The 13,430-nt window shown below is 66.9% G+C and carries 9 protein-coding genes; 3 read left to right on the top strand and 6 right to left on the bottom strand.

Annotation, left to right across the window (positions count from 1 at the left end; genetic code table 11):
• Positions 1–74: 74 nt before the first annotated feature.
• Positions 75–1,010 (bottom strand): restriction endonuclease, encoded by a 936-nt coding sequence (locus AOM09_RS04845; RefSeq protein ID WP_228375062.1) that lies wholly within the window; start codon positions 1,008–1,010, stop codon positions 75–77.
• Between the two features lie 4 nt (positions 1,011–1,014).
• Positions 1,015–1,353, bottom strand: a complete 339-nt coding sequence (locus AOM09_RS04840) for a hypothetical protein (RefSeq protein WP_062385085.1) — start codon at positions 1,351–1,353, stop codon at positions 1,015–1,017.
• 275 nt (positions 1,354–1,628) lie between these two features.
• Between AOM09_RS04840 and AOM09_RS15680 the strand changes: the two genes are divergently transcribed.
• From AOM09_RS15680 to AOM09_RS04830, 3 genes are all read left to right on the top strand, one after another.
• A complete protein-coding gene (locus AOM09_RS15680; protein WP_439644957.1) occupies positions 1,629–2,237 on the top strand; it encodes a TY-Chap2 family putative peptide chaperone in 609 nt (202 codons plus the stop codon).
• Between the two features lie 269 nt (positions 2,238–2,506).
• Positions 2,507–3,802: a DNA sulfur modification protein DndB gene (locus AOM09_RS04835; protein ID WP_062385083.1), complete on the top strand. Its 1,296-nt coding sequence runs from the start codon at positions 2,507–2,509 to the stop codon at positions 3,800–3,802.
• A gap of 9 nt (positions 3,803–3,811) precedes the next feature.
• Positions 3,812–6,250: a sigma factor-like helix-turn-helix DNA-binding protein gene (locus AOM09_RS04830; RefSeq protein ID WP_062385081.1), complete on the top strand. Its 2,439-nt coding sequence runs from the start codon at positions 3,812–3,814 to the stop codon at positions 6,248–6,250.
• A 55-nt stretch (positions 6,251–6,305) separates the two neighbouring features.
• Here AOM09_RS04830 and AOM09_RS04825 read toward each other — a convergent pair whose 3' ends face one another.
• From AOM09_RS04825 to zorA, 4 genes are read right to left on the bottom strand one after another with little or no spacing between them, the layout of a single operon-like run.
• Positions 6,306–9,335, bottom strand: coding sequence for a DEAD/DEAH box helicase (locus AOM09_RS04825; RefSeq protein WP_062385079.1), 3,030 nt, complete (start codon positions 9,333–9,335; stop codon positions 6,306–6,308).
• Positions 9,322–10,869: an EH signature domain-containing protein gene (locus tag AOM09_RS04820; RefSeq protein ID WP_082098843.1), complete on the bottom strand. Its 1,548-nt coding sequence runs from the start codon at positions 10,867–10,869 to the stop codon at positions 9,322–9,324. Before AOM09_RS04820 ends, AOM09_RS04825 begins: the two co-directional genes overlap by 14 nt.
• On the bottom strand, positions 10,866–11,678 hold the full coding sequence (locus AOM09_RS04815) for an OmpA/MotB family protein (protein WP_062385075.1): 813 nt from the start codon (positions 11,676–11,678) through the stop codon (positions 10,866–10,868). The genes AOM09_RS04820 and AOM09_RS04815 overlap by 4 nt, the downstream gene beginning before the upstream one ends.
• Entirely contained in the window at positions 11,675–13,390 is a 1,716-nt protein-coding gene (gene zorA / locus AOM09_RS04810; RefSeq protein WP_169747611.1) for an anti-phage ZorAB system protein ZorA, read from the bottom strand. The genes AOM09_RS04815 and zorA overlap by 4 nt, the downstream gene beginning before the upstream one ends.
• Positions 13,391–13,430: the final 40 nt, after the last annotated feature.

Genomic DNA, 13,430 nt, shown 5'->3' with positions numbered 1-13,430 from the left:
CCCTCGTGAATGTGACTTGTATGGGCGGCTCTGGGTTCGCATCGAGGACTTGGACGCCAACACAGGACGCGTTCCTACTCGAAGAAGTCGTCGTCGACTTCGACGAGGTCGTAGGTGGTGGTGACCTGGACTCCTACCCGGTACTTGATCATCAGCTGCGCGAGTCGGGTGCCGTCGATGAGGATGACGCGCGTCGGGATCTGTTGCGCGTAGTCGCGTGCATGCTGGGTGAAGTCGCTCGACGTGATGAAGACGCCTCGGCTGGCGCCGAATCCGTGCAAGGCCCCAATAAATGCCTGGATCGCTTCACGTCCGACGTTGTTGCCCTGCGCGTAGCGCTTGGCCTGGACATAGATCTGGTCGAGACCGAGTGCGTCCTGATCGATCACACCGTCCACCCCGCCGTCCGCAGTGCCGCCGATGCGCTTTCCGCGCTGCTCTGTGCCGCCGTACCCCATCGCGAGCAGGACGTCGACCACGGCCTGTTCGAATAGCCTCGGCTCGCGCTCGCGAAGGCGGCGTAGGAGGTCTGCCGCGACCTCGGTGTCGACCGCCTTGATCGCGGACTCGATGCGTTCGCGCGGCGGTGAATCGCCCTCGGCGGGCTCGACGGTCTCGGTTGGTGCGGCCGTGTCGCGCTTGCGCTGCTGAAACTCGCGGAATTCTTCGAATTGGAGGAGGTCGTCGACGTCGATGACATCTGGTCTTGTCCGGAGCAGGTCGCGTCCGCGGTCGGTGATCTCATAGATTCCGCGCCGGGGTTTCGTGAGGGCGCCTGCCTGGTACAGATAGCTGCAGGCCCAGGTGGTGCGGTTGTCGAGCCTGCTCTGACCGCTTGGGATTGCTGCTGTGCGCTGTGCTTCGGTCAGGCGGAGGGCGTCCGCGACTCGTGAAATGACGTCGCGCGTACGCAATGGACTCTCGCGCTCGAGCTCGAGCAGGACGGGGCGGAAGAAGTGGTCAAAGCGCGGAACCTCGATGCCCCGGTCATCGTCAGGAGTAGCGGTCACTCTTTCACCGTAGTGATGCGTGGCGAGGGCCGCCACGCGCGCGGTGCCGCACATCGGCGCTGCTGACTGGGCTTCGGCTGCGACAAGGCATCGTCGCCAGCGCGCTCTGCGGCGCATCGGTGGGCTCGGCGTTCGAGACGCCGTCGAGCGTCGCTAGAAACTTGTCGCGCTCGTCAGACGTCAAGGGATCGCAGACGTCCCTGACGTACTCCGGCCGCGCAATCAAGGTTGACGGCCCGACATGGGAGTCGACGAGGTCGCCGATCCACTCGACGTCGCCTTCGACCGCCAACCACTCCATCGTGGGTGCCCGCAATACATCGATGGCGGTGCTCTTCGCCATGCACGCCACGTTGCGGTCGAGACGATCAAGGCCCGCGATGCAGTCCTCGAGCAGTCGATTGATCGCGTCCTGGGCGGCATCCTCGGCGCGTCACCGGTCCTTGAGAACACCGTTCGCAACGCGCTCAGCTGTGGCGCGGAGAGTGACCAGGGGGTCGCTGTGGGTCATGTGCATGCCGTCGACCCAGGAACTGGTCTCGGCCCTAGCTCAGCGCGCCAGCGAGCCGCGCATGGTCGGACTTCGACGGCGCGACGACGCCGCTTCAGAACTTCTCGTTGGCGCCTCCGAAGATTCTCTGTCACCAATGCAGAGGGCGCCGAGGATCAGCCGGGTCCGGCGCTCCCGGACGAGGGGTAACACGACGACCGACATTTACTCGCCCCGATGGGTGCCCGGGGACCAGGTGCCGACCGAGCTCCACGCCCAGATCCTGCCCCGTCGATCCCAGGGCAGCACTGCGAATTATCGCTGGGAGATCGCGCCATGGGGGGCCTCGCGGGAGTTGCGACCTCGACACCGAGCGCCACAACGCCGTCGCCGCCCTGTTCGCGTTGGCGCCGCCCGCCGCGGTACTCGGTTCGGCAAGGCCGCGCGAGGTGACGCAGCGGCTTGAAGCGGAGCAAGACATCAGGGGCCTGGGCCGATCTCCACCGGTGACACCGGAGCACATCGGCTACCGCGCGATCGCACAGGTGCTCTCGATGGCGGTGAACTCGCGTCACTCGTGGACCGTACGCGGTCAGCGTCCCGAGGATCCGTCAGTAGTGCACGGCCGGGAAGGGCTCTCCGGTGTTGTGGGTTGGCCGTCATTGCACGCGCCGCGCGCGCTGGGGCACGGTGCGGCGCGTGCCCCTATCTATCTGAAGGCTCTCGCGCACGCGTGAGTGCTCATGCGGGACCTCGAGCCGGTAGCGGAGTCCGATCACTTCCGACAGGTGCATACCTCGGTTGGTCCATTCGATCTCTTCGCGGCGTACCGCGAGGTCTGATCGAACCTCGTCGAGGCCGCGGTGGCGTCGCTGGGGTCGGAGACGCGCGCGTGAGCAGATGGCCTCGACGCCGCCACCCCTGTGACACCCATCGCAGATCTTTGACATTGTCAGACCCTTCCGATTAGCTCTCCCCACATCGGACGACACTGAGGGGCAGAACGATGCTGAACAATGCGCACATTCCCACGGGCTACGACCCGAACGAGTACTTCTTCGCGGCCAAGTACCGTCAGGGAGGCAGGACCGTCTTCTCGCTCGACCTGTCGGTCCGCGAGCTGGTCACTTTCCTGCCGAAGCCCGACCCGGAGAAGCCTCTGGACGCCTCGGCGACGCAGCGTCGCATCGTTCCCACCCACGCCAAGCAGTTCGGCACGTACGTGGTCGAGCAGGCCGACTGGGTGTCCCCGCCGCTGCTGCTGCGCGCGCCCCACATCTTCGAGTTCGACTCCCGCCAGGACCTCGACACGGGTACCACGCAGTTCGGCACCCTCGCGGTGCCGAAGGACGCCAAGTCGGAGATCGCGATCGTCGACGGCCAGCACCGCACTCTGGGCTTCCACCTCGCGTGGGAGCAGCTCACCGCGGACATCTCCGAGGCGCGCACGCTCGTCGGCCGAGCCAAGGAGCTCGGCGAGCGCCCCGTGATCGCGAACGCCGAGAAGGAGCTGCAGAAGAAGGTCGACCGACGCGACGCGCTTGCGGGCGAGCGCGTCTCGATCCAGATCGTGCTCGTAGAGAACCCCGAGACCGCGCGACGAATCTTCCTCGACATCAATGACAACGCCAAGGGCATCACCGGTTCGGTCAAGAGCCGCTTCGACGACCGCAAGGTGCTGGTGCGGGCGCTCAACGCGGTGCTCATCTCCAACGAGCTCCTCGAGGGCCGCGTGGACCTCGAGCAGGACCGCGTGTCCGGTGCCTCGAAGTACCTGATCGGCGCCAAGCACGTGTCGGAGATGCTGCACGCGCTCACCAACGGCAAGCGCAAGATCACGCCGCGTCTCGAGGACGAGCTCGACCACAAGAACATCGCGATCGAGTTCACCGCCTTCACCGACGCGATCGCGGCGGCGTTCCCCGAGCTCAGGGACGTGGTGGCCGGATCGCTGACTCCCGCGCAGGTGCGGTCTCGCTCGCTGATCGGCTCCAACGTCGTGCTGCGCGCCATCGCGGGTGCGTGGTTCGAGCTGCGGCAGCTCGGGTGGAAGCCTGCGGCTATCCAGGAGGCATTCGCCGAGATGGCGCCGCACTTCGCGGTGCCGGTGTTCCCCGACGTGCGGGACTCCTGGTTCCAGACCGGCGTCGTGCCCGCGCGAAGCGAGGGCTCGACCAGCACGACGTCGCGCGTCCAGGACATGAAGACGCTGACCGCGTTCATCGTGAGCCAGGCGGTCAAGGGTCCTGACGCGGTCTGGTACCGCGCGACGGTGGCGGACCCGGCGCTCGTCGTCGGCTAGGCGTCCGCCATGACGGCAGAGACGCAGGCGACCGCCAGGGAAGGCGACTCCAGTCCGACGTGGATCGACGTCTTCCCGTGGGTGGACGCGATCCCGCTCCGCGTCTGGCGGGGCCCGGAGGACGATGCGGCGTGGAGCGGGATCACCAAGGAGCCTGCAGCCGCGGGCAGCACCCGAAACCGCGAGCTCGTCGCGGTCATCGGCGACTTCCTGCAGCTCTGGACCCTCGAAGAGCTGTTCCCGTCGCTGACGGGCGAGGACTTCGCGGACGCCCTCCGGGAAGCGGCAGGCATCGCCACGCTCCCGTACCCGTTCGATGAGGACCCGGGTGCGCTCGAGAACGTCGACTCGTCCGAGGTGGCCAACCTCCTCGGTGGTGCCGTCCGGACGGTCGACCGGGCGCTCGAGCTCCTGATCGACAGGGCTGTCTCGTCGGCGCTCTCGGCCGGGCGCGAGGCGGAGGCGCAGGTGGAGGCCAACCCGGCGCCTGACGATGTCGCGGTCCCGGATCCCACGCCGGCAGCGATCGACGATGTGGTCGCGGACATCAGGACCCTCGTCGAGTTCCAGGCGGCGATGGGCCGCAACGACGGCAAGGTTCTCGCGCGCGACACCTTCTTCGACCTGCCGGAAGGTGTCGCGGCGGCATTCGGGCGCCTTCATGCGCTGCGTACCATCGACCTGCTGTCTCTCCTCGACGCGGTGCCGTCGCCCGCAGAGCGACTGGGCGAACTGGTCGCAGCAGAGTCGGACATGGCGAGAGCCGCTCTGATCGAGCGACTCTTCGCGGACTCACCGCGCACCCTCGACTCGCTGGGCGAGGACTTCGGCGTCACGCGTGAGCGCATTCGTCAGGTCTCGGCGAAGGCACGAGCTCGCCTCGAGCGCGAGATCCGCGAGGACGCGCTCCTGAGCGAGGTGAATGAGGGCATCGCGAAGGCGATCGGCTACCTGCTCCCGCTCGCGGACCTTCTCCGGGAGTATCCGGCGCTCGACGACCTGGTCCCGGGTCTCGGGATGCCGGTGTGGCGTGTGCTCGACCGGCTCGACGATCGCTACGAGATCGAGGAAGGGTGGTGCGCGGCGCCGAGCCTTGCCCAGGCCGAGGCCCGCCTGCGTTCGCTGGCGAAGGACCTCGCCGACGCGCATGGCGTGGTGCGGCTCGCGGGCCTTCGTCCCGCGCTGCCCGCGTCGTTCGGCGGAGATCGTGCCGAGGACGAGATCTTCGACTGGTTCGTCCGCTGCGGTGCCGAGGTCATCGCCGGGCATCTGGTGTTCGGTGCACGCAGCATCGTCGACCGGTCCGCGGCCGTGCTCTCCATCGAGGGTGCCCCGCTGACATCGGAGGCGATCCTCGCGAAGACGGGCCAGGATCGATCGCTGAGGTCGCTGAAGAACGGGCTGGGGTCGGATCAACGATTCATGCGCGTCGACCGCGACGAGTGGGCGCTGGTCGAATGGGACCTCGAGGCTTACGACAACATTCGGGGACTCATCGGGCGCGTGCTCGACGAGCATGACGGCGAGCTCGAGCTCGCTGATCTCGTGGCGTCCATCTGCGCGAAGTACTCCGTCGCTCCGAACTCTGTCGTGGCTTACGCGAGCGCGCCGCCGTACGTCAACGAGGGCGGCGTGGTCCGTCGCGCGGGCGCGGTGGGCCCCGACAGCCTGAAGTCGCCCGAACGCACCAAGCGCGTCTACCGCGTGGGCGAAGCCTGGCTGTTCCGGTCCGTGGTGAACGATGACCATGTGCGCGGCAGCGGTACGGCACTGCTCCCGGGCATCGCGTCCGCGCTCGGTCTCGCTTACGGCGAGTCGCGCGATTTCGACGGCGTCGCGGGTTCAGTCGCGGTTCGGTGGACGGGCCTTCAGCCGTCGCTTGGCACCGTACGCCGGGAGCTCGCCACGACCGACCTCCGACTGGGAGACGACTTCTTCGTCGTCTTCCACGACTCAGGAACGGTGGAGCTCCGCGCGGTGGCGGGGCGCGATGCGGAGCCGCTCGCGCGCCTCCGGGGTCTGGTCGGCCTCGAACCCCATGCGGGGAACGACCTCAGCGATGTCGCAGCGGCCGTGGGTTGCGCCGCGAGCGCGGGCATTCGGGAGCTTCTCACCTGGTCGTCGACGCGCGGCGACCACGATGTCACCGAGGTGCTGGAGCTGTTGATCGCAGACTCGGCCCGGGTGGACGAGGAACCGAGCGACGATGCATCGCCGGCGGACGGTCCGACCCCGGTCGGTGACGACGCGCTCGGCGAGCTGTTTGCCCTCCAGCGAGACTTCCGTGCCGCGCAGCGGGTGGGACAGTTCGCGCTCGCCGAGCAGATTCAGTCGGCCTACGGCCCCAAGCTTCGTGCGTTCATGCGAACTAGCGGAATGGACCTCGGGACGTTGCTCGGACTGCTCGAGACTGCGGGGAACGCGCCCGAGACTCCCCAGGTCGACTGACTGGTGCAGGAGGACGGCGCGAGAGCGCCGTCCTCCTGCACGGTCGAGCGAGCAGCTAGCGGCCGCCGAACGCCGCGAACATCTCCGCCTCCGACACCACCCCAGGTGCCATGACCGCGTCACGCACCAGTACCTTGCTAGCGAGCAGACGGTCGAGCAGCACATCGAAGGAGTCGAGGTCCGGATGCGTCGCGGCGGGCAGGTGCACGTGCACGTCCCGCGTCTGGCCGATGCGGTAGACGCGATCCGTGGCCTGCGCCTCCTTGGCGGGGTTCCAGTGGCGCTCCAGGTGGATGACGTGGTTCGCACCCACCACCGTGAGCCCCACACCGGCCGCGATGGGCGACATGATGATGACGTTGAAGCCCTCCCGGGCTTCGAAGTCCGCGATCAGCTCCTTGCGCGACTGTGAGCGCCCGCCCGACGATGCTGCGGTGTCGCCGTTGATGACGTGCGGTCGCACGCCCAGCTCGAACTTGAGCCACAGCGCGAGCAGCAGCTGGAGGTCCTTCGACATCGCGAAGACGATGACCTTCTCGCCACGCGCCTGGATGTCGCGCAGCACGTCCATCGTCACCGCGAGCTTCGCCGAGGCTCTCCACTGACGTTCGGCGTCGCGTGCATCCGTGGGGATGGACGGCCGCGCACCGTGCGCGCCCAGCTCCGGGTGGAGCGAGGCGAGCCGGAGCGCTAGGAGCACAGCCAGTGCGGCGGTGCCGCCCTCGCCGGTAGCCGAGCGCAAGCGATGGAGGTGGGCCTCGTATGCGTCGCGCTGCGCTGGTGGCATCGTGCGGGCGAGCGTCGGGTCGTTGATGACGCGAGCGCCCGCAGGCGCAGCCAGCGCGGTGTGGAGGTACTTGGGAGGCAACCCCTCGAGGTGGTCCTCTTTCTCGCGGCGGAGCATGAAGGGTCCGACCGCTTCCCGAAGCTCGCGGCCCAGGCGCGCGCGGACGGCGTCCGCCTCGACGCCCTCGGCTTCTTGCGCGGGGACGATGTACCGCTCGCGGAAGTCGCTCCAGTCGCCCAGGAGCCCGGGTTGGGCGGTGTCCACGAGGCACCAGAACTCGCCGAGCGAGTTCTCCACCGGGGTGCCGGTCGCCAGCAGCTTGAAGTCCGCCTTCATCGCCTTGGCGGCGCGAGTCCGCATCGAATCGGGGTTCTTCAGCGCCTGCGCCTCATCGAAGACCACCACGCCCCAGTCGATCTGGCTGAGGGAGAACTGGTAGTCCCGCAGGGTCTCGTAGGTGGCGAGCACTAGACGCCCAGGCTTGTCGAGGCGCTCCGCCCGGGCATCGGCGCCCACCTTGAGCGAGATGCGCAGCTCGCCGTCCTTGACCCGGCCGCCCGCGTCGATCGCCGTGACGGCCTGCGCAGTCTCGCGGCCTGATCCCGACCGGCGGAATCGGCGCAGGTCTCGACCTGACTGCAGCGCCACGATCTCGGTGAAGGGCGACGATGCGAAGGTCTTGGAGACCTCGTCCTCCCAGTTCTCGATCAGGCTGAGCGGCGCAACCACGAGCGCGGGCTTGGCCGCCGTTCCGGCGTTCTCGACCGCACGTGCCACCTCCGAGATCGCAACGAGCGTCATGTAGGTCTTGCCCAGGCCCATGTCGTCCGCGAGAAGCGCGCCCTGGAGTCGGTAGAGCTGATCGCGATCCTCGGTGCGAGACGCAGACATCAGCCGGAGCATCCATTCGATGCCCTCACGCTGGTGCGGGAACGGCTGGCGCAGTAGGCCCGAGTAGTCGGGGGAGTGGGGGAGAGAGGCCTCGCGCGCGCGGTCCGGGAGACCCGTCTCGACGCGGTCGGCCTCACGCAGCAGGAAGCCGACCTTCTCGGTCGGCTCGGGGGCGAGCGCGCGTTTGGCGACCGGTGCATCGTCCGGCGCGCCGTTGACGATGCGATCGCGCGCCTTCTCCAATGCGGCCGTCACGGCCGCAGGGTCGCCGATATCGATGAGCTCGGCGTCGAAGCGGACTGCATCGGCACCCTGAACCTTGGCGGCCTCGAGCTGGCGTTCGAACCTCGCCACATCGTCCGGCGTCTTGAGAAGGTCGACGAGGACCTGGGGCAGCTTGGGCAATGAGTCTGATGCGAACCAGTCGAGGTTGCTCGCGGTGCCGTCGCCGAAGTCCATGTGCTCGATGCGACCGATGCCCTCGACGCGGACGGAGAAGCCTAGCTCGAGGTTCACCAACGCGGCGTCGAGGAACGCGCTCGGAGTCCTGAGGAACGCCTCGACCTCCTCCGGCGCGATGGTGCGATTGCGGAGGACTTCGTGCACCGCTGTCATCGACCTCTCCTCGAGGACGATGAGCCCCTTGCCCACGCGCAGCACGCCGCTCGAGCGACCGCTCACCTGGTGCCATCGCGACTCGGCCTCGTCGACGCGCAGGCCTGCAAGCGCGGGGGAGAGCACCAGCCCGCCGTCGGCGGTCTGCGCAGCCGAGATGCCGACCTCGCCGGGCACGGACGTGGTCCAGCCGCCCCGCGTGAAGTGCGCAAGGTCGATGTCCATGCCCTCGGCGGCGGCGCGCTGGAGCGAAGCGACGAGCATCGCATTGGCGGTCTCGGTGCGGTCGGCCTCCGCGAGCTCCGCGTGTGCGTCGATGGCGCGCAGCGCGGCGAGCTCGACGGGCGATGCGAGGAAGTCAGCGCCCGCGATGCGCATCGTGGGGCCGCTGAGGCGGATGCGGCCGCTCACGCCGTCGACCTCGCCGGATGCGGCGACGGCGAACCTGGTGGAGGCTGTGTGACCCGTGATGGTGGTGGTGACGCGCCCGGCATAGCGAGGCGGGAGGTCCAGGAGAGCTGCGGCCTCGCCGTCCAACGCGGCCGCGTGCACCGCATCGATCTGGAAGCCGCGCGGGATCTCATCGGCCAGACCCTGCTCGACCAGCATGCGCATCAGGATCAGCTGTGCCGTCGCGAGGGGGCTACCCTCGCCGCGATCGATCCGCTCGAACTGGTCTGGGCCAGTGACGACGTTGATGCCGTCGCTGTCCGTGGAGACCTGGAAGCCGATGCCGGGCTCGACGGACTCGTCCTGCTGAAGGACGGACCGGATGATGTCACGCAGTCCCACGTGTGTCCTCGCTCTCCAGCGCAACGGGGCGGCCGTCCGGGTTGACCCACGGAAGCCCATGGCGTTGGCGAAGTTGCTGGTAATCGGCTCGGCTCAGAAGCGCCTCGGGGTTGACTGCGATCCCATGATGGGCGAGGAACTCGAGGAACTTCGCTTGCCAGAGGCCTGCATGGCGGATTCCAAGATGCCCGGTCCCCTGCGCCGTCCCCATCGTGGCCTGCCAGCGGCGTACGAATCCTGATGCAAGTTCACTCGTGAGCTCCTCGTAGTAGAAGCGGCGCCTGGTGGGATCGATGATGCGGCTCGAAGGCACGTCGAGGTATGTCCAGAGCTGGGTGTTGTGCGATCCCTCGATGATGTGGAACTCGCCGCAATCGAGGTACAGGAGCGCGCGCTGCGAGTACTGGCTTCCTGTGAGGTTTGCCGAGGCAGCTAGGCTCGCCTGCCGTGCGAAGCGGCGGACGTCGTCGCCCACGTAGAGGCGGCTGCGCCGGACGATGCCCAGATCGATCAGACCCTCGAGCATCCGCTTGCGCGGAGGGAGCATGCGGGACATGCCCTGGATCCCGGCTTCCTCCGAGTACCTTGCCAGCACGTCGAGGAAGATCTGGAGGTCGGCGCGGGCCAACCAGGACGCGACGCGATCCTCGCGCTCGGAGCCCAGCACCGGCCACCATGTCGCATATGACTCGTGGTACGTGAGGCGCGGGTCACCGGCGACGTCGAGTACCGCATCTCGCCAGGCGTCCCCCGGATAGCTGTGGTCCGCACGATCGATGAGGATCTCGAGTGCCGCGTGGCCGAGCATGCGCCCACGAAGGTGCGGCTTGCGGTGCGTGGCCGGATTGCGGATCTCGCCGAGAACGGGCTGTTCGGCGCCGAGTGGCAGCGTGCGCAACTCCTCTAGGAAGAGGTGCTGTCGCACAAGCTCCAGATAGCGTCCACCCTCGTAAGAGGCGAGACCGGCGGCTGCAATTGCCCGTGCGGGATCGGCGCCACCCTGCCGGATTGCCTGCGCGAGAGCGAACGGGCCGTCGCGTTCCGTCCGCGGGGCGCGCGTGCCTGCAAGCGGACTCCGGGAACGGAGCGCCGCTTGGTTGGCCAATAGCGCGCCAAGTGTGTCGAGGATCGCCGCGCCACCTTGGTCGGCAGGTAGGTCGTCGAGTTCGTCGAATCGCATGAAGTAGACCCTGAACAGGTGCTGCATCGCAAGCCGCGAGATCGCACCCGAAGCCCGTTCAAACTCTCCTAGGAGGTCTACCGAAATGCTGTCGGCGCAGTCGCCGTCAACCTCGGTCCAAAGCCAGGCCAGGGCACGGACAGCACCGGCAGAGGTGAGGAGCTGAGAGACTGTGCCTGTGTCGCCTCGGCGGAGCGGGGGACGGAGAACCTCGGCGTAGTTGGCCACTCCCGATGCCGACGCCGATCCCTGGAGATCATGCGCCGAAGAGGCGAGTTGGGCCCACCTGCGTTCTGAACTCTCAGACCAAGCGCGCGGGATCTGAAGTCCGATCGGCGGCAGCCTCAGGGTCATGACGCGGTGCCGGTAGCGAACTCATCGCTGATGATTCGGAGCTCGTCGCTGGTGGGCCGGACAATCGTGATCCGGATGTCGATTCGCCTGTTCGGCGCATGCTCGGACGCGCCGTCAGGCGTTCCCGCGACGGGACGTGTATCGGCATACCCCGATACGGAGAAGAGCGGCGCTCCTTCAGCGTTTCGGAGCGTGTCGAGTTGCTGCTTCTTCGACAGAGTCTCGTCCCAGAGCTGCCAGAGGGAGATCGCTCGGAAAGTAGACAGGCCCCAATTGTCCATGTCGAGGGGTCCCTCGAACGGTACGGAATCTGTATGTCCTTCGACGAACACGGTATCGAGGAAGCGCGTCCGATCAGAGCCTCGAAGTACGTCGCTGAGGATCGTTCCGATGATGGTCGCGCGGTCCTGGTAGGCCGGGGCGATGTCATAGTTTCCGGCACCGAACCCGAGCGCGGAGCTCGGGATGCTCAGCACTGACGAGTCGTCGTTCAGAACCACCTTGATGCCGGCTGCCTCGAGGCGCGCGCGCATCTCGCTGAGAATCTCGGCGCGCACGCGCTCCGCCTCGCTGATCGTGCTGATCTGCTCGTCGAACGCGGCCTGCTGAAGCTCTTGCTCGTTCATCTGCCGATCGACTTCTGCGAGCGCTGTGCCGAGCTCATCCTGCTTGGTCATCAGTTGGACCATGAGTGCCACTGCGGCAAGGATAAACAGGATGAGGAGGCTCGACATAATGTCGGCGAACGACACCCAGTAGGAGTTCTCCTCGTCGACAGCGCCCCGTCGGGCCCTGCGGGCAAGTTTCATGCTCGGCGGTCCTCGGCGGAGGCCTCGGCTTCGCGGACTAGCTCATCGGCCTCGCCGACTACGCGTGCGGTTTGTGACTTCAGCTCGATTTCGCTGATGACTGTCGCGAGGACCTTCGAGACTTCGAGCATCTGGTTGGCGTAGTCCTGGCTGTGGGAGTTCCAGACGGTCATCCGGCGCTCGATCTGCGACTCGATGTCCGCGGAGTAATCCGAGAGCCACTTCGACACCTGTGCTTCGAGATCCGACACGTGTGCGCGAAGTGCCTGGGCGACCGTTTCGGCATCGGTCCGCAGCTCGGATTGGAATACGTGCTGCGCATCACCAATCTCTGCGAGCCGCTGCGCCATTGCGTCGGTGCCCGAGGTGACGGTAGTCGCTGCTGCGGCGAGCTCGCCGCCCAGAGCCGCGGATTGCTCCTGCATCCTCCCTACAAGCCTCGCCTGCAAGTCGAAATTCTCCTGGATCTTGCTCAGCGTCGTTGCTGCCAGCGTGAGGCTTCCCTCGATCGCCGTGCCCGCCGCGACGATCTTCGGGCTTGCCTCGCCGAACTCGGTCGCCGCATCGCCGAGATCGCGGGACGAGCTCCTGAGCGCCTCGGTGAGATTGGTGAGCTCCATGAGCACGCTTGCTTGCTGGTTGCGCATTTCCAGCGATTGGCGACGCGACTCCTCGGTGATGGCGGCGAACGTCTCCGCGATCGAGTCGATCGAGGCTGTGAGTCGTGTCGACGAGTCGTCGAGAGCCTCGGCCTGCTTGCGGCCGATGTCGGTGAAGGAGGCCGCGAACTTGTCCACCAATTGTCCGAAGACCTCGGTGGACTGCTCGGTTGTAGTGGAGACCAGCTTCTCCATCGCTGGGCCCATAGCCGTCGAGATCGCCGACGAAAGTGCGGTCTCGAGGTTGTGCGAGACCTGTTCGACCGTCTGCTGAAGACGGTCGCCGATGCGTTCGTGGAGCTCCTGCAGAGACTGGCGCGATTCGTCAGAGGAGTGCTGAATCGCGAGCAACGGCTGTTCTGGCGTCACACGGGGGTAGACGTGATCGATCGACTGCTGCAGCGACGAGATCTCATCAAGCACGCGTCGCTCAGCGGCCTTCTCGATGAGGTTGACCACGATGCTGAGGAGGACACCCCAGACTGACGTGACGAACGCGACTCCTGCGGCGCCGATCATGGCCTGGATTCCCTCGAGGAGCTCCTGTGTGTCGGCTCCTTCGCCGAGGGTGGTGTGGACGTTCAAGCCACCCAGACCCATTGTGAGTCCGAGGAACGTGCCGAGGACGCCCACGGCGGTCAGGATCGCGGGAACAGCGGTGAGCAGTCGGTTGTGCACCAAGCCTGGGGCAATGGTGCGTTCGTTGAAGAAGTAGTCGGCGTCGACCGTGTTGTATAGCTTGATGCCGTCCGGGGACGCGACGAGCGTCTCGTCGAACTCGCGCCAGAGGCTCGCTACGACCTTGTCGTGCTTGATCGCCTCGGCGACCAGGCCTCGGCGCGTCTCCATCGGATCGCTCGCGCCCGCCTTCGCGACCACTGCGCGGAGCCCCGTGATGCGGCGCGCGAACGTGCGTCGTTGACGCCAGAGCCACAGGACCGTCAGTAGGCTGATCGCGATCATGAGGGTGATGAATGTCGCGGTCAGCGACTGAGTGCCGCCCTCAGAGAACCACGACGAGTCGGGAATGAGCAGCCAGAGCCATTCGAACATGTCTTGCCCCCCCAGCAAGGCAGAGCAGCTGTGGCTCGTA

Origin of the sequence: Demequina iriomotensis (assembly GCF_000971395.1) — a bacterium.
GTDB lineage: Bacteria > Actinomycetota > Actinomycetes > Actinomycetales > Demequinaceae > Demequina > Demequina iriomotensis.
The sequence above is the reverse complement of the archived record's forward strand: the minus strand, read 5'-3'. Positions and strand labels throughout refer to the sequence as shown.

What these genes read in the sequence shown, in the direction of transcription:
- AOM09_RS04840 (WP_062385085.1), bottom strand. Translation starts at nt 1,353, where the DNA reads ATGGCGAAGAGCACCGCCATCGATGTATTGCGGGCACCCACGATGGAG.
- AOM09_RS04835 (WP_062385083.1), top strand. Translation starts at nt 2,507, where the DNA reads ATGCTGAACAATGCGCACATTCCCACGGGCTACGACCCGAACGAGTAC.
- AOM09_RS04830 (WP_062385081.1), top strand. Translation starts at nt 3,812, where the DNA reads ATGACGGCAGAGACGCAGGCGACCGCCAGGGAAGGCGACTCCAGTCCG.
- AOM09_RS04820 (WP_082098843.1), bottom strand. Translation starts at nt 10,869, where the DNA reads ATGACCCTGAGGCTGCCGCCGATCGGACTTCAGATCCCGCGCGCTTGG.
- AOM09_RS04815 (WP_062385075.1), bottom strand. Translation starts at nt 11,678, where the DNA reads ATGAAACTTGCCCGCAGGGCCCGACGGGGCGCTGTCGACGAGGAGAAC.
- zorA (WP_169747611.1), bottom strand. Translation starts at nt 13,390, where the DNA reads ATGTTCGAATGGCTCTGGCTGCTCATTCCCGACTCGTCGTGGTTCTCT.